Source organism: Comamonas sp. C11 (genome assembly GCF_024496285.1).
GTDB lineage: Bacteria > Pseudomonadota > Gammaproteobacteria > Burkholderiales > Burkholderiaceae_C > Comamonas > Comamonas testosteroni_F.
The window spans coordinates 771,807-788,703 of the sequence record NZ_CP101743.1; the positions used below are offsets into that span (position 1 = coordinate 771,807).

A 16,897-nucleotide genomic window follows, 5' to 3' on the forward strand; every position below is an offset into this window, starting at 1 on the left:
TTTCCGGATCGCCTTCACCACGATTCTTGATGGAGTTTTCTCATGAGCCAGCGCCTTCCTTCGTCTACTGTTCCTGCGCCCGAGCCCGTATCTGCCGGTGGCCGGCGTGAGTTTCTGCGCGTGGCCGGTGCTGCTGCCCTCTATGGCACGCTGGGCCACCATGGCGCCTGGGCCGCAGGCTCCGACGCGCCGGAGAAGAAGGAGGTCAGGATCGGGTTCATCCCGCTGACCGATTGCGCCAGCGTGGTCATGGCCTCGGTGCTGGGCTTCGATCAGAAATACGGCGTGAAGATCGTCCCCAGCAAGGAGGCAAGCTGGGCCGGCGTGCGCGACAAGCTGGTCAACGGCGAGCTGGACTTCGCCCATGTGCTCTATGGCCTGGTCTACGGCCTGCATCTGGGTGTGGGCGGCCCCAGGAAGGACATGGCCGTGCTCATGAGCCTGAACAACAACGGCCAGGCGATAACGCTCTCCAAGGCCCTGGCCGACAAGGGCGCGGTGGACGGAGCCAGCCTGGCCAAGGTGATGGCCAGGGAAAAACGCGAATACACGTTTGCCGGCACTTTCCCCACAGGCACCCATGCCATGTGGATGCATTACTGGCTGGCGGCTGCGGGCATCAACCCTTTGTCCGAGGCCAAGCTGATCACCGTGCCACCGCCCCAGATGGTGGCCAATATGCGCGTGGGCAATATGGATGGCTTCTGCGTGGGCGAGCCCTGGAATCACCGCGCCATCATGGACGGCATAGGCATTACGGCCAATACCACGCAGGATATCTGGAAGGATCACCCCGAGAAAGTGCTGGGCACCACGGGCGAGTTCGCACAGAAGAATCCCAACACTTGCCGCGCCGTGATGATGGCGATTCTCGAGGCCGGCCGCTGGATCGACGCCAGCCTGCAGAACAAGACCAAGATGGCCGAGACCGTGGCCCAGAAGTCCTATATCAACACCAGCGTGGACGCCATCAACCAGCGCATTCTGGGGCGCTACCAGAACGGACTGGGCAAGACCTGGGACGACCCCAACCACATGAAGTTCTTCAACGACGGGGCCGTGAACTTCCCCTATCTCTCGGACGGCATGTGGTTTCTTACCCAGCACAAGCGCTGGGGCCTGCTCAAGGCTCATCCCGACTATCTGGCCGTGGCCAAGCAGATCAATCGCATCGACCTCTACCAGCAGGCGGCAAGCCAGCTCAAGGTCAGCGTGCCCAAGGATGTGCTGCGCAGCAGCAAGCTGATCGACGGCGTGGTCTGGGACGGCAAGAACCCTGCCCAGTACGCCGACAGCTTCAAGATCAAGGCCTGAGGCCGCCACCCGACAGGAGAACCATCATGGTCAGTGCCGTACTTCACGCGCCGCTCGAACTCGACCCCCCGCACGATCCGCAACTGGCAGCCCAGGCGGCCAATGATGCGCTGCTCGAAACTTCAAAAGAGATAGCTTCTGGCGCAGAACTTGTAAAGGCTGAAGTGCAAAAAGATATCAAACCCAAAGCGATGGTCACGGCTGCGGTTGCGGTGGCACCCAGCCGCTTGCGCCAATGGGCTGAACAGCTATTTGGTCAGGCCCTGCCGCCGCTGCTGGGGCTGGCGCTGCTGGTTGGCCTGTGGTCGCTGGTATCGAGCAGCACCGGCAAGAGCATTCCTACCCCGGCGGAGACCTGGGAGCAGGCCTTGCAGGTGTTCAGCGATCCCTTCTACCGCAACGGACCGAATGACCAGGGCGTGGGCTGGAATGTGCTGTCCTCGTTGCAGCGCGTGGCCCTGGGTTTCGGTCTGGCGGCACTGGTCGGCATCCCTTTGGGCTTCGCGATCGGACGCTTCAGCTTTCTGTCGCGCATGTTCAACCCCTTGATCAGCCTGCTGCGTCCGGTATCGCCGCTGGCCTGGCTGCCTATCGGCCTGCTGGTGTTCAAGGGCGCCAATCCGGCAGCCATCTGGACCATCTTCATCTGCTCGATCTGGCCCATGGTCATCAACACCGCCGTGGGCGTGCAGCGTGTGCCCCAGGACTATATGAATGTGGCGCGCGTGCTCAATCTGTCGGAGTGGAAGATCGCCACCACCATTCTGTTTCCTGCCGTGCTGCCCTATATGTTGACCGGCGTGCGCCTGGCCGTGGGCACGGCCTGGCTGGTGATCGTTGCCGCCGAGATGCTGACGGGCGGCGTGGGCATAGGTTTCTGGGTCTGGGACGAGTGGAACAACCTCAACGTCAAGAACATCATCATCGCCATCTTCGTGATCGGCATCGTGGGCCTGGTGCTGGAGTGGGCCCTGGTCAAGCTGGCTTCGGCCTTTACGTTTGAAGAGGTCAAGACTTAACCCACCCCTGAGCCGCGCCCTCGGGCGCGTCACTCCCTCAAGGGGGCACCACCGGTGGCCCGGCAAAGCCGGCGCCACGGTGGCCTCGAAAAATAGCAAGGAGTACCTCATGCATACATCTCTCAGCACCAAGTACATCGAGATCCACGGGGTGGAGCAGACCTTCAAGACCGCCAAGGGCCTGTTTCCCGCGCTGCGCGACATCAATCTGAACATTGCCAAGGGCGAGTTCGTAAGTCTCATCGGGCATTCGGGCTGCGGCAAGTCGACGCTGCTCAATCTGATTGCCGGCCTGACCATTCCCACGGGCGGTGCATTGCTGTGCGCCAACAAGGAGATCAAGGGCCCCGGCCCCGAGCGTGCGGTGGTCTTCCAGAACCACTCGCTGCTGCCCTGGCTGAGCTGCTGGGGCAATGTGCACCTGGCCGTGGAGCGTGTCTTCGGCAAGCGCGAAAGCAAGGCACAACTGGCGCAGCGCACCGATGCGGCGCTGGCCATGGTGGGCCTCAGCCATGCGGCGCAAAAGCGTCCCGGCGAAATCTCGGGCGGCATGAAGCAGCGCGTGGGCATTGCCCGCGCCCTGTCCATGGAGCCCCAGGTGCTGCTCATGGACGAGCCCTTCGGCGCCCTCGATGCCCTGACGCGCGCCAAGCTGCAGGACGAGTTGCTGGAGATCGTGGCACGCACCCAGAGCACCGTGGTGATGGTCACGCACGATGTGGACGAGGCCGTGCTGCTGTCCGACAAGATCGTGATGATGACCAACGGTCCCGCTGCCACGATTGGCGAGGCGCTGCATGTGGCACTGCCACGCCCGCGCAGCCGGGTGGAGCTGGCCGAGGATGCCCAGTATCAAAGCTACCGCAAGGCGGTGATCGACTTTCTCTACACGCGCCAGGGCCATGTGGAAAAAGCGGCCTGAGCCTCGCCTCGATGTCTGTTGCATGGCGCCCTGGGGCGCCATGTTTGTTTGGTGCACAGCAAAGCGGCGCACAGGCACAAGGATGGTGCATCTCTTTCTTGCCTGCTGCATTCCACGAGACGGCAGAGCTGGCATGGCAATTGCATGTTCCCTGTCGTGGCCAAGGTGGGCCACAGGGTGATGGTGCAAGGCTGGATCAGAACCCAAAAGACAAAGACGTCTACATGCTCATGCAAGTCATGAAGCATGCAGACGTCTTTTTTTGTTGCCGGGCCGTCTCAGGACACAGGCGCTTCTTCGGAGGTGTTGCTGCCAAGCGCAGGGGTTCTGCGCGGGAGGCCTTTTTCGCAAGCCCACGGGGACTCAGATGAAAAAATCCAAACTGGTCATGATTGGTAACGGAATGGCAGGCGTGCGCGCGCTGGAAGAGTTGCTGGCCATTGCTCCCGATCTGTACGACATCACGGTCTTCGGCGCCGAGCCGCATCCCAACTACAACCGCATTCTGCTGTCGCCCGTGCTCGCCGGCGAGCAGACGCTCGGCGATATCGTGCTCAACGACTGGTCCTGGTACCAGGATCACCATATCCTGCTGCACGCCGGCTATACCGTGACGGCCGTGGACCGGGCCCGGCGCACGGTACATGCGGTCAATGCCCTGGGCGAGACCGCCAGCGCCGAGTACGACCGGCTGATCATGGCGACGGGCTCCAAGCCCTTCATCCTGCCCATCCCCGGCAAGGACCTGGAGGGTGTGCTGGCCTACCGTGACATTGCCGACACCGAGGCCATGATCGAAGCGGCCAAGACACTCAGGCATGCGGTGGTGATCGGCGGTGGCCTGCTGGGACTGGAAGCGGCCAACGGCCTCATGAAGCGCGGCATGCAGGTCACCGTGGTGCATGTCGGCGACTGGCTGATGGAGCGTCAGCTCGACGATCAGGCGGGCCGCATGCTGCAGAAATCGCTGGCCGAGCGCGGCATGCAGTTCCGCATGCAGGCGCAGACGCAGGAACTGCTGGGCGACGAAGACGCAGGACGCAGCGGCCGCGTGCGCGCCGTGCGCTTCAAGGACGGCAGCGAGATACCCGCCGAACTGGTGGTGATGGCCGTGGGCATTCGTCCCAGCACCGAACTGGCCGAGTCCATGCATCTGCTTGTGAGTCGCGGCATCGTGGTCAGCGATACGCTGCAGACCGTGACCGATCCGCGCATCTATGCCGTGGGCGAATGCGCGGCACACCGAGGCATTGCCTACGGACTGGTGGCGCCCCTGTTCGAGCAGGGCAAGGTGCTGGCCAACCATCTGGCCGAGTTCGGCATCGGCCGCTATCTGGGTTCCCTGACCTCGACCAAGCTCAAGGTCACGGGCATCGATCTGTTTTCCGCAGGCGATTTCCAGGGCGGCGGCGATACCGAGGAAATTCTCATGAGCGACCCCTACGCGGGGGTCTACAAAAAGCTGGTCATCAAGGACGACAAGCTGGTCGGTGCCTGTCTGTACGGCGACACGGTGGACGGCAGCTGGTACTTCAAGCTGCTGCGCGAGGGCCGCAGCGTGGCTGATATCCGCGACAAGCTGATGTTCGGCGAATCCAATCTCGGCGATACCGGCCACCAGGGGCAGAGCAAGGCCGCGGCCATGGCCGACGGCGACGAGGTCTGCGGCTGCAACGGCGTGACCAAGGGCGCGATCTGCAAGGCCATCAAGGACAAGGGCCTGTTCACGCTCGACGATGTGCGCAAGCACACCAAGGCCAGTGCCAGCTGTGGCTCCTGCACGGGACTGGTGGAGCAGATCATCATGTTCACGGCCGGCGGCGACTACTCGGCGGCCCCCAAGACCAAGGCCATGTGCGGCTGCACCGACCACGGGCACCAGGCCGTGCGCGATGCGATCCGCGATCACAAGCTGCTGAGCACCGATGCGGTGTTCCGCTTCATGGAGTGGCGCACGCCCAATGGCTGTGCCTCCTGCCGCCCGGCCGTCAACTATTACCTGATCAGCACCTGGCCCAAGGAAGCCAGGGACGACCCGCAAAGCCGCTTCATCAACGAACGCAGCCACGCCAATATCCAGAAGGACGGAACGTACAGCGTGATTCCGCGCATGTGGGGCGGCGAGACCACGGCCTCCGAGCTGCGCCGCATTGCCGATGTGGTGGACAAGTACCAGATACCCACCGTGAAGGTCACGGGCGGCCAGCGCATCGATTTGCTGGGCGTAAAAAAGGAGGATCTGCAGGCCGTCTGGAACGATATCGGCATGCCCTGCGGCCATGCCTATGCCAAGGCGCTGCGCACGGTCAAGACCTGTGTGGGCAGCGAATGGTGCCGCATGGGCACGCAGGACAGCACCCAGATGGGCAAGGACCTGGAGCGCGCCATGTGGCGCATGTACGCACCGCACAAGGTGAAGTTCGCGGTCAGCGGCTGCCCGCGCAACTGCGCGGAGTCCGGCATCAAGGATGTGGGAATCATCGGCGTGGACTCGGGCTGGGAGATGTATGTGGGCGGCAACGGCGGCATCAAGACCGAGGTCGCGCATTTCTTCACCAAGCTCAAGACCGCCGAAGAGGTGATGGAGTACACGGGCGCCTTCATGCAGCTGTACCGGCTGGAAGGCTGGTATCTGGAGCGCACGGTGCACTACATCAATCGCGTGGGTCTGGACTATGTCAAGCGACGCATTCTCGACGATGCCGAGGGCCGCAGGGCGCTGTGGGAGCAGCTGCAGTTTGCACTGGACGGCGAGCCCGATCCCTGGTTCGAGACCGACAAGGCGGCCGTGGACACGCGGCAATTCCAGGCTTTGCCCGCTGATGTGTCAGCTATTGCCTGAAACCGAGAACCTCTTTCAATTTTTCAGCAGTTTACGAACCTGGCGCGGCATAGCCAAGGGACGGTGAGCAAGGGCCTGGGCGGCCCCGCCGCCCCGTAGCGAGGCCGTCGCTCCCCTCCCGCAAAGCGAGAGAGGGGGAAGTCGCAAGGCGGCTCAGGGGAGCTTAGGAGATGCAAATGAGCGAATGGATTTCTATCTGCACGATGGACGACATCCCCGTGCTGGGAGCGCGCCGCGTGGCGCGCGCACAAGGGCTGGATGTGGCCGTGTTCCGCAATGCCGACGACGAGGTGTTTGCGCTGCTGGATCGCTGCCCGCACAAGGGCGGCCCGCTTTCGCAAGGCATTGTGTTCGGTCGCAGCGTGGCCTGCCCGCTGCACAACTGGACGATTGCACTGAGCAGCGGCGAGGCGGCTGCGCCCGACGAGGGCTGCACGCCCTATTTCAGCGTGCGTGTGCAGGACGGCGAGGTGCAGCTGCGCGCCGACGAGCTGGCCAACCGCGCCCTGGAGCAGACCCGCCCGCATGCCGGTCCTGCGCATTGCGCGGGCAAATCCGGCTGTGCCACGGCCTAGTGTCTATGTTGATATGAAATGAATAGCTGCATGCGCTTGTTCAGAAAGCGTTACAGCATGATTTCACTGAAAGTCTGCCATGCATGAGACTCGATCCACCTGTCCCTATTGCGGTGTCGGCTGCGGACTCGCCTTCGGCGGTCCGCGTTGCGGTGACCATGGGCGCCGCAGCTTCTCTTCGGTGACGCCATGAAAGAAACCAAGTCCACTTGCCCCTATTGCGGTGTCGGCTGCGGCGTGGTCATCGAGTCCGATGGCCTGCAGATTACCGGCGTGCGTGGCGATCCCGAGCATCCTGCCAACTTGGGCCGTCTGTGCACCAAGGGCAGCACCCTGCATCTGACGGCCGCGCCCGCCTATGCCCAGCAGGCCCGCCTGCTGCAGCCCATGCGCAGGCTGGAGCGGACATCCGCGCCGCAGGCCGCGAGCTGGGATCAGGCCCTGGATGAACTGGCGGCGCGTATCGCCGGCATTCGCGCCGCCCATGGGCCCGATGCACTGGGTTTCTATCTCAGCGGCCAGTTGCTGACCGAGGACTACTACGTCTTCAACAAGCTGGTCAAAGGCTTGCTGGGCACCAACAATCTCGACACCAATTCGCGGCTGTGCATGAGCAGCGCCGTGGCCGGCTACAAGGCCACGCTGGGCGCCGATGCACCGCCGGCCTGCTATGAGGACATAGACCTGGCCGGCTGCATGTTCATCACGGGCAGCAATATGGCCTGGGCGCACCCCATTCTGTTCAGGCGTGTGGAAGAGGCCAGGGCGCGCAATCCGCAACTCAGGATCATCGTGGCCGATCCGCGCCGTACCGAGACGGCAGAGCTGGCCGATCTCTATCTGCCGCTGCAGCCGGGCAGCGATGTGATGCTGTTTCACGGTCTGCTGCACATCATGCTGTGGGAGGGCTGGACGGACAGCGCCTTCATCGCGCAGCACACCAGCGGCTTTGCACAGCTCAAGGAACTGGTGCGCGAAGCCACGCCCGAGAAGGTCGCTGCCATCTGCGGCCTGCCCGTGCCGGACCTGTACCTGGCGGCGCGCTGGATGGCGCTGGGCGGTGCCGAGGAGCCGGCGGACGCGCGTCGTCCCACGCTCAGCCTTTACTGCCAGGGTCTGAACCAGAGCCGCAGTGGCACGGCCAATAATGCGGCGCTGATCAATCTGCATTTGGCGACGGGCCAGATCGGCAGGCCTGGCGCCGGGCCCCTGTCACTGACGGGCCAGCCCAATGCCATGGGCGGGCGCGAGGTGGGCGGACTGTCCAATCTGCTGAGCGCGCATCGTGATCTTTCGAACGCAGGGCACAGGGCAGAAGTGGCACGGCTATGGGGTGTGGAGTCGATTCCGCAGAAGCCCGGAAAGTCAGCGCTGGAGATGTTCGAGGCCGCTGCCGACGGCCAGATCAAGGCCTTGTGGATTGCCTGCACCAACCCCGCGCAGAGCATGCCCGAACAGGCCATGGTGCGCAGGGCGCTGGAGCGCGCCGAGCTGGTGGTGGTGCAGGAGGCCTTTGCAGCGACCGAGACCACGGCCTATGCCGACTGGTTGCTGCCAGCCTCCACCTGGGGCGAGAAGCTGGGCACGGTCACGAACAGCGAGCGGCGCATCTCGCGGGTGCGCGCCGCCGTGGTCGCGCCGGGGGCGGCACGCCATGACTGGCAGATAGGCGTGCAGCTGGCGCGGCGCCTGGAGCAGCATCTGCGGCCCTCGCTGCCAAGCTTGTTTCCCTATGACACTGCGAATGCCGACGCGGGTGCAGAAGCCATCTGGAACGAGCATCGCGAGTCCACACGAGGGCGCGATCTGGATATCACGGGTCTGAGCTGGGCGATGCTCGAGGTCGAGGGACCCCAGCAATGGCCCATGCCCCAAGGCGCTAGCCAGGGCCGGCAGCGTCTGTATGGCGATGCGGTGTTTGCGACCGAGGATGGGCGTGCACGCTTTGATGCACAGCCCTGGCAGACGCCGGCCGTGCCGCGCGATGCACGGCATCCGTTCAGTCTCAACACCGGCCGCCTGCGCGATCAATGGCATGGCATGACGCGCACTGGCCAGTTGGGGCGTCTGTTCGCCCATGCCAGCGAACCTCAACTGCAGGCCAGTCCCCAGGACATGCAGAGGCAGCAGCTGCAGGACGGCGATCTGGTCCATGTCTCCAACCGCTATGGCGCCATCGTGCTGCCCGTCAAGGCGGACCCGGGCTTGCAGCCCGCACAGCTCTATCTGCCCATGCACTGGGGCAGCATGTACCTGAGCGGCATGGGCTCCAAGGGACAGCGGCTTGCCGGAGTCAACGCCTTGACCACCCCCGAGCGCTGCCCGCGCTCCAAGCAGCCCGAGCTCAAGCATGTGGCCGTCAGGCTGCTCAAGGCCGAGCTGCCCTGGACCTGTCTGGGCATGGCCTGGCTTGATGACCAGCAGGTGCAGTCGGTTCGGCAGGCCCTGAGCGAACTGATGGCCGAGTTCGACTTTGCCAGCTGCGTGCTGTTTGGACGCGCCGTGCCGCTGGAGAAAGCGGATCAGGGCCGCACCGGCGTGCAGTTCCGCGCCGCAGCCTATGCGCAGCCCGGCGCCGAGGTGCTGGCGCGGCTGCACAGCCTGCTGCGGCTCGATGGCCCGCAGGCCATGCGCTATGCCGACGCGCGTCGCCAATGCAGCCGCGCCATGGCGATAGGCCGGCAGACCGATGAGCCCAGGCTCGATGCCTTTTTGCTCTGTGGCGATGCCAGCGCCGGTCGCTGGCTGGGGCCGGTACTGCGCGACGAGCAATCGGTGCAAAGCTATGGGCGTCTGCTGCTGTCCTCGGGGGCCAGGCCGCCAGCCGCCATGCCTGCCCGGTCGCCACAGATCTGTGCCTGCATGAATGTGGATGAGGCCAGCATCAACTCGGCACTGACCGCGTGCGAGGGCTCCGCCGACGAGCGGCTCGCGCAGCTCAAGTCTTCCCTGGGATGCGGCACGCGCTGCGGCTCCTGCATTCCCAGGATCAAACAACTGGTGCATGCGACGCCTGCGCCGCAGTCGGCAAGCCTGCCGGTTGCCGCCTAGATGTCGATGTCCGGCAATGCATATGAAAGGCCAGCCATGACAAACAGCCATGCCACTTCCCTGCTGCCCGCGGGCCGCTGCTATCTGGTCGGTGCCGGCCCCGGCGATCCGGAGCTGCTCACGCTCAAGGCGCTGAGGCTGATCCAGTCCGCCACGCTGCTGCTGGCCGACGACCTGGTGTCTGCCGACATCGTGAAGCTTGCCAGCGCAAGCGCCCGCATCGTGCATGTGGGCAAGCGCGGCGGGCGCGAGAGCACCTCGCAGGAGTTCATTGAAAAACTCATGATCATGGCGGCTCGCCAAGGTGAGCTGGTGGTGCGCCTCAAGGGTGGCGATCCCTTCATCTTCGGTCGTGGCGGCGAAGAGGTCGAGCATCTGCGCCGGGCCGGGATCGCCGTGGAAGTGGTCAACGGCATCACCGCCGGGCTGGCCGCAGCCACCAGCCTGGGCGTTTCGCTGACCCATCGCGACCATGCCCATGGCGTGGTATTCATCACTGGTCATGCCAAGCCAGGCAGTGCCGGCCATGACTGGCAACTGCTGGCCGGCACGGCCCGGATGCTGGGGCTGACGCTGGTGATCTACATGGGTGTTGCCACTGCCGCCTTCATCCAGCAGCAGCTGCTGGCAGGCGGGCTGCCGGCTTCTACTCCGGTGGCTCTGGTCCAGAACGCCAGTCTGCCGGCACAGCAGCAAGTGGTGACCGAGCTGGGGCAGATGACGCAGGCGCTGGCTCGCAGCGGACTGGGCAGCCCCTGCGTGTTCGTGGTGGGCGAGGTGGTCAGGCTGGCCGCATCGTCCGCCGGGGGGCTGGGCGGGCTGATGGAGCAGGTGGAGCGACGCCTGGCCGTGGGCGCATGAGGTCGATTGCTGACAGCTGTCCCCCTTTTGTCTGAGTGCCGAGCCCGCATGACTAGAATTTGTTCGGTAACCCCTGAACATTTGTCACACCCGGTCGCGCCAGTCTGCAGGGGGATAGCGGCGGCCGACACCTATGAGTCATGCGATGAGCACTGCATATCCTGATACCCAGCTTTTGATCGACGGTCAGTGGCAGGACGCTGCCAGCAGCAAGAAAATTGATGTGCGCAACCCGGCAAGCGGCGAGGTGATTGGCCGCGTGGCCCATGCCGATATTGCCGACCTGGATCGCGCCCTGGCGGCGGCCGACAAGGGCTTTCAGGTCTGGCGCAAGGTGTCTGCCCATGAGCGCGGTGCCATCATGCGCCGTGCCGCAGCCCTGTTGAAAGAACGTGCCGACGAGATCGCCGCGCTGCTGACGCAGGAGCAGGGCAAGCCGCTGGCCGAGGCCAAGGTGGAAATCATTGCCGGCGCCGGCATCATTGAATGGTTTGCCGACGAGGCGCTGCGTGTCTATGGCCGCATCGTGCCTTCGCGTCGCCCCGAGCAGCAGCAACTGGTGATCAAGGAGCCCGTGGGCCCGGTCGCTGCCTTCACGCCCTGGAACTTCCCCGTCAACCAGATCGTGCGCAAGATCGGCGCGGCCCTGGCTTCGGGCTGCTCCTTCCTGGTCAAGGCACCCGAGGAAACTCCGGCCTCCCCCGCAGCCCTGCTCAAGTGCTTTGTCGATGCCGGAATTCCTGCCGGTGTCGTGGGTCTGGTCTATGGCAACCCCGCGCAGATTTCCGAATATCTGATTGCCCACCCCGTGATCCGCAAGGTGACCTTCACCGGCTCCACGGCCGTGGGCAAGCAGCTGGCGGCGCTGGCCGGCCAGCACATGAAGCGCTCCACCATGGAACTCGGCGGCCATGCTCCCGTGATCGTGGCCGAGGATGCCGATGTGCAGCTGGCCGTCAAGGCTGCGGGCGCGGCCAAGTTCCGCAACGCAGGCCAGGTCTGCATCTCGCCCACGCGCTTTCTGGTGCACAACAGCGTGCGCGAGGAGTTCACGCGCGCCATGGTCGCCCATGCCGAGGCATTGAAGGTCGGCAACGGCCTGGAGCAGGGCACGCAGATGGGCCCGCTGGCCAATCCGCGTCGCGTGACCGCGCTGACCCAGCTGATCCAGAACGCCGAACAAAGCGGTGCCAAGCTGATGACGGGCGGCGCATCCTTTGGCTCCGCCGGCAACTTCTTTGCCCCCACGGTGCTGGCCGACGTGCCTTTGACGGCCGACATCTTCAACCAGGAGCCTTTCGGTCCCGTGGCGGCGATTCGCGGCTTCGACAGGATCGAAGACGCCATTCAGGAGGCCAATCGCCTGTCCTATGGTCTGGCGGCCTACGCCTTCACGCGCTCGCTCAAGACGACGCACCAGCTGTCGCAGGATGTGGAAGCCGGCATGTTGTGGATCAACCAGCCTGCCCTGCCATCGGCCGAGCTGCCCTTTGGCGGCATCAAGGACTCTGGCTACGGCTCCGAAGGCGGCCCGGAGGCGCTGGAAGCCTATCTGGTGGCCAAGGCCGTGGCGATCAGCTGCGTTTGAATCTGCGAGGCATTTGATGCAAGGCCACCCTCGGGTGGCCTTTTTCATGGGTGATGTATGCCGTGCGGCTTATGGAGACTGTTTGTTGATCGTTATTCCATAAATGAATAGCGGTGGCTAGAATCGACATTTTTTACATTCGACAACAAATTCCAGCCCGCGCCATGCCATTGCACTTCACGGTTTCCCAGATCCATCCTCCGAGTCTTGTTCTTCGCCGCAGCTGGTTGTGGGGCGCGCTGGCCATCGCGCCCATGGGTGCGGCCGAAGCTGCCAGTCAGACTTTCACGCTGGGTACGGTGGAGGTCAGTGCGCGGCGCGAGGCCGAAGAGCTTGGGGCCGGCGACATGCAGCGCGTCGGCAGTGCCGAGATGGAGCGCATCAATGCCGGCACCGTGGCCGATGCCGTGCGCAATCTCCCCGGCGTGAGCCTGTCGCGCAACAACCGCAACGAGGAAATGATCAGTCTGCGGGGCTTTGACTCGCGCCAGGTGCCCATCTTTGTGGACGGCGTGCCGCTGTATGTGCCCTATGACGGCTATGTGGATCTGGGCCGTTTCACCACCTTCGACCTGGCCGAGATCAACGTGGCCAAGGCCGGTGCCTCGCTGCTGTACGGCCCCAATACGCTGGGCGGTGCCGTCAATCTGGTCACGCGAAAAGCGGTCAAGCCCTTCGAGGGCGACGTGCGCCTGGGTGTGGGCAGCGGTGGCGAGCGCAGGGCGAGCTTCAACCTGGGGGGCAACCAGGGCAACTGGTACTACCAGTTGGGCGCCTCCTACCTGGATGCCGACAGTTTTCCTCTGCCCCGGGGCTTCAGGGATTACAAAAAGCAGCCCACCGATACCGGCAGCAAGCGCGAGAACGCGGACCGTACCGACAAGCGCCTGTCCTTCAAGCTGGGACTCACGCCCAATGCCACGGACGAATACGCCATTGGCTATGTGCGTCAGGAAGGCGAGAAGGGCAATCCCGTCTACACCGGCCAGTCCACGCAGAAGAACGCCGTGCGTTACTGGCGCTGGCCCTATTGGGACAAGGACAGCCTGTACTTCCTGAGCACCACCCGTCTGAACAGCAGCAATGTGCTCAAGACCCGCCTGTACCACGACACTTACAAAAACGGTCTCGACATGTACAAGGACGCCAGCTACACGGCCCACGATCCGACCAGCAGCTACAAGGATGTGAGCAAGGGGGCCAGCCTGGAGTGGGTCAACTACGCCTTCTCCGGTCATGAGCTGCATGCGGCCTTCCACTACAAGCAGGACGAGCACACCGACGCGGCCTCGGGCAAGGACCCGCAGAAGCACTACCGCGATGTGACCACCTCGCTGGTGCTCGAGGATCACATCGCCCTGGCCGAGCGTTGGCGCCTGACGCTGGGCCTGAGTCACGACCAGCGCGATGCCAAGCAGGTCTACCAGTGGCCCACGGGCTCCACCAGCGCCACCAACGGTCTGGCACGCCTGAGCTATGCGCTCACGGCCCAGGGCGACGAGGTCTATCTGATTGCCTCGCACAAGACCCGCTTTGCGACCATCAAGGACCGCTATTCGGCACGCATGGGAACGGCCCTGGCCAACCCCGACCTCAAGCCCGAGGTGGCCAACCACCTGGAGCTGGGCCTGAGCGGCAAGCCCTGGCAGGGCGGCAAGGGGCAGGCGGCCGTGTTCTACAGCCGGGTGCGCGACCAGATCCAGACCATGGTCCTGGACTCCACGGCCTGCGGCGGCAAGACATGCAACCAGGCGCAGAACGTGGGACGCACGCGCAATGTCGGTCTTGAGGTGTCTCTGGCGCAGCAACTGTCGGCCCAATGGGCTCTGCATGCGGGCTACACCTATCTGAGCCGCACCAATCTCAGCGACCGCAGCATCACCTTGACGGACACGCCGCGTCAGCGTCTGACTGCCGCCCTGCAATGGAGTCCGCAAGCCCAGTGGCAGCTGCGTGCCGAGCTGGAGGCAGAACAGGGCCGCAAGGTGCCGCTGTCGGCCAGCGGCCAGGCACAGGTCTATCAGATGGCCGGCTATGGTGTGGCCAATCTGCGCGCGCGCTATCTGCCGCGTCCGGACACCACGCTGGACTTCGGCGTGGCCAATCTGGGCGACAAGTGGTATCAGCTGGCAGACGGTCTGCCCATGCCTGGCCGCAGCTGGTACATGAACCTGGGCTACCGGTTCTGATGGCCATGGAACACCTGCTTCAGACATCGCTGGCAAGGCGTGACTGGCTGCGGAGTCTGGCTGCCCTGGGCATGGCCGGTGGCCCGGCCCTGGCGGCGGGAGCAAAACCCGCTGCGAGCACAGGCGTACAGGTGGCAGCCGTGGGCGGACTCGTGCTGTGCGGCGTGTGGCCGCGCGTGGCCGAACAGGCCAGCCAGGCCCTGGCCATGCCGGTCACCACCGTGGCGGCCGCGCCCAAGGAGGGCGTGGTGCCCGCCTTCGCGCGCGGCCAGGCGCAGATGCTGCTGATTCACGCCAGCGACGAAGCCATGGCACTGGAGGCCAGCGGCATGGCGGGTGCTGCGCGCGTCTGGGGCTGGAACCAGCATGTCATTGCCGGCCCCGCTCATGACCCCGCCGGCGTGCGTTCGGTCGCTGACGGCACGCAGGCGCTGCGGCGCATTGCCGAAACCGGCGCCCCCTTTATCGCGCTGCGCGATCCCGGCAGCTATACCGTGGTGCAGCGTCTGTGGCGGCGCGGCGGCATACGCCCCGATGCGCGCTGGCTGCGCGCCGACACCGGCCCGCGCCCGCAGGCCGTGCTGGAGCTGGCGGCGCGCGAGCAGGCCTATGCCGTGGTCGGCCATATTCCCCTGGCTTTCGGCAAGATGGGCGCTCCCGGCATAGAGCTGCTGCTGCATGGCGATCCGCTGATGCGCAGACCCTATGTGCTGCTCACGCCCGGCCCGCGCCATCCGGCCACGCCGGAGCAGCGTCGGACGGTGAACCTGCTGGCCGAGTATCTGCTGTCGGCGGCCGGCCAGCATGTACTCGAAGCCGCCAGCGGCGCAGGCGGCCCCTGGGTGTTTGCGCGCGACAGCGTACCCGCCGGCATGAACACCGGCGCCGATGGACAGACATGATCGAAGGAGCTGCATGAGCCCCTATCCTGACCGGCCGCCGCTGGCGGCAGTGATCTTTCCCGATGACCGGCACGATATCGAAGCCATGCTGGAGAGCGTGGCGCGGCGGCTGCAGCAGTCGGGGCGCTGCGTGGGCGGGCTGGTGCACCGGCAGAGCCGCTATGCCAATGGCAACAAGTGCATGCGCCTCGTGGATCTGCGCAGCGGCCAGCAATTCGAGATGACCGAGGATCTGGGGGCGGCTTCGCGGGCCTGCAGCCTTAACCCTCAGGCCCTGGCCCGGGCCAGCGTGGTGCTGCGCCAGGCGCTGGCCGATGGCGTGGAGTTGGCCGTCGTCAACTGCTTTGGCCAGCTCGAAGCCGCAGGCGGCGGTTTTGTCCAGGAGATCGCTGCTTTTGTCGAGGCCGGCATTCCCATGATCACGGCGGTCGCCGCCCGGCATGAAGCCGGCTGGCAGGAATTTACCGGTGGCGCCTTTGTCGGCCTGCCGGTGGATGAAGAAGCCGTGCTGCGCTGGTGCTTGCAGCAATTGCAAACTCAGGGCGCGGAAGACTTGCCATGCTGACACGTCGCCAATGGCTGCATGGCGGTGCAGCGGTGCTGGCTTCAAGCCTGTACCAGGGTGCTTTATGGGCGCAGGACGGCCGCTCCGTCATCGCCGCTCGATTCGGCTCGCTGCCGGCACGGCCGGGCCGGGTCTTCGCTTCGGGGCCGCCGGCCGGCGTGCTGCTGGCAGCGCTGGCGCCGCAGCAGTTGCTGGGTTGGCCCATGCAGCTCAGCGATGCAGCGCGCGCCCATCTGGGTGCGCCACTGCAGGCCTTGCCCTATCTGGGGCGCCTGTCGGGCCGTGGCAGCACGCTGCCGCTCGAAAAGCTGCTGGCTCTGCAACCCGATCTGGTACTGGACTCCGGGACTTCCGACGCCACCCATGTCTCAGCCGCAGAGCGCCTGGCGCGCCAGACGGGCCTGGCCTGCGTGCTGGTACAAGGCAGCCTGGGCGACCATGCGCGCCAGCTGCGCGAGGTGGGAGCTTTGCTGGGTGCGGCCGGGCGTGGCGAGACCCTGGCCCGCCATGCGGACGAGGTCGCGGGTCTGGTGCAAGCCGTGACTGCCGGTCTCGGTGAGCAGGCCCGGCCGCGCGTCTATCTGGGGCGGGGCACCAACGGTCTGGAAACCGGGCTGGCCGGCTCCATCAATGTCGAGGTGATCGACTATGCGGGCGGCCGCAATGTGGCGGCCCAGGCAGGCAGGGGCGGACTCACGCGCGTCTCCATGGAGCAGATCCTGGCCTGGGACCCCGAAGTCATACTGACCCAGGAGGCGGGCTTTGCCGAGCGCGCGCGCCAGGACCCCTTGTGGCGTGGCGTCAGCGCCGTGCGCAGCGGCCGTGTGCACTGCGCGCCTGTGCTGCCCTTTGGCTGGCTGGACGGCCCGCCCAGCGTGAACCGGCTGATCGGAGTGCGCTGGCTGGCTGAGAAGTTGCATCCGGGCCGGCTCGCGCGGCAGGGCGCCAAGCCCCTGGAGCAGGCGGTGCGCGAGTTCTATGCGTTGTTCTATGGCGTCCAGCTGTCGTCGGCACAGTTGCAAGCGCTGCTGGAAGTCGCGCGCTGAGTGTCTCTGGTTTTATGAAGCTA

General features: G+C 65.1%; 13 protein-coding genes. All 13 read left to right on the forward strand.

Translation table 11 applies throughout. The annotated features are described in order from the left end of the window. Positions 1–42 precede the first annotated feature (42 nt). Positions 43–1,314 carry a CmpA/NrtA family ABC transporter substrate-binding protein gene (locus tag NOX35_RS03475; RefSeq protein ID WP_256495737.1) on the forward strand — a complete coding sequence of 424 codons (1,272 nt, stop codon included), beginning with the start codon at positions 43–45 and terminating at the stop codon, positions 1,312–1,314. A 26-nt stretch (positions 1,315–1,340) separates the two neighbouring features. Next, entirely contained in the window at positions 1,341–2,333 is a 993-nt protein-coding gene (gene ntrB / locus NOX35_RS03480; RefSeq protein ID WP_182285610.1) for a nitrate ABC transporter permease, read from the forward strand. A gap of 109 nt (positions 2,334–2,442) precedes the next feature. Next, the gene (locus NOX35_RS03485) at positions 2,443–3,255 is read left to right on the forward strand and encodes an ABC transporter ATP-binding protein (RefSeq protein ID WP_256495738.1); all 813 of its coding nucleotides are present in this window, start codon (positions 2,443–2,445) and stop codon (positions 3,253–3,255) included. Positions 3,256–3,622: 367 nt separating this feature from the next. Next, positions 3,623–6,097 (forward strand): nitrite reductase large subunit NirB, encoded by a 2,475-nt coding sequence (gene nirB / locus NOX35_RS03490; RefSeq protein ID WP_256495740.1) that lies wholly within the window; start codon positions 3,623–3,625, stop codon positions 6,095–6,097. A gap of 176 nt (positions 6,098–6,273) precedes the next feature. Then, the gene (gene nirD / locus NOX35_RS03495) at positions 6,274–6,672 is read left to right on the forward strand and encodes a nitrite reductase small subunit NirD (protein ID WP_182285612.1); all 399 of its coding nucleotides are present in this window, start codon (positions 6,274–6,276) and stop codon (positions 6,670–6,672) included. A 79-nt stretch (positions 6,673–6,751) separates the two neighbouring features. After that, positions 6,752–6,865, forward strand: coding sequence for a hypothetical protein (locus tag NOX35_RS28745; protein WP_371878517.1), 114 nt, complete (start codon positions 6,752–6,754; stop codon positions 6,863–6,865). Beyond that, positions 6,862–9,723 (forward strand): nitrate reductase, encoded by a 2,862-nt coding sequence (locus NOX35_RS03500; protein WP_256495741.1) that lies wholly within the window; start codon positions 6,862–6,864, stop codon positions 9,721–9,723. The genes NOX35_RS28745 and NOX35_RS03500 overlap by 4 nt, the downstream gene beginning before the upstream one ends. A 36-nt stretch (positions 9,724–9,759) precedes the next feature. Next, positions 9,760–10,584, forward strand: coding sequence for a uroporphyrinogen-III C-methyltransferase (gene cobA, locus NOX35_RS03505; RefSeq protein ID WP_256495742.1), 825 nt, complete (start codon positions 9,760–9,762; stop codon positions 10,582–10,584). Between the two features lie 145 nt (positions 10,585–10,729). Next, positions 10,730–12,172 carry an NAD-dependent succinate-semialdehyde dehydrogenase gene (locus NOX35_RS03510; protein ID WP_182285617.1) on the forward strand — a complete coding sequence of 481 codons (1,443 nt, stop codon included), beginning with the start codon at positions 10,730–10,732 and terminating at the stop codon, positions 12,170–12,172. 254 nt (positions 12,173–12,426) lie between these two features. After that, positions 12,427–14,361: a TonB-dependent siderophore receptor gene (locus tag NOX35_RS03515; RefSeq protein WP_256496880.1), complete on the forward strand. Its 1,935-nt coding sequence runs from the start codon at positions 12,427–12,429 to the stop codon at positions 14,359–14,361. Positions 14,362–14,366: 5 nt separating this feature from the next. Further along, complete coding sequence (locus tag NOX35_RS03520; RefSeq protein ID WP_232538116.1) at positions 14,367–15,263, forward strand: substrate-binding domain-containing protein; 897 nt, start codon at positions 14,367–14,369, stop codon at positions 15,261–15,263. A gap of 13 nt (positions 15,264–15,276) precedes the next feature. Continuing rightward, entirely contained in the window at positions 15,277–15,828 is a 552-nt protein-coding gene (locus tag NOX35_RS03525; protein ID WP_256495744.1) for a DUF2478 domain-containing protein, read from the forward strand. Continuing rightward, a complete protein-coding gene (locus NOX35_RS03530) occupies positions 15,822–16,874 on the forward strand; it encodes an iron ABC transporter substrate-binding protein (protein WP_256495745.1) in 1,053 nt (350 codons plus the stop codon). Before NOX35_RS03525 ends, NOX35_RS03530 begins: the two co-directional genes overlap by 7 nt. The last annotated feature ends 23 nt before the right edge of the window (positions 16,875–16,897 follow it).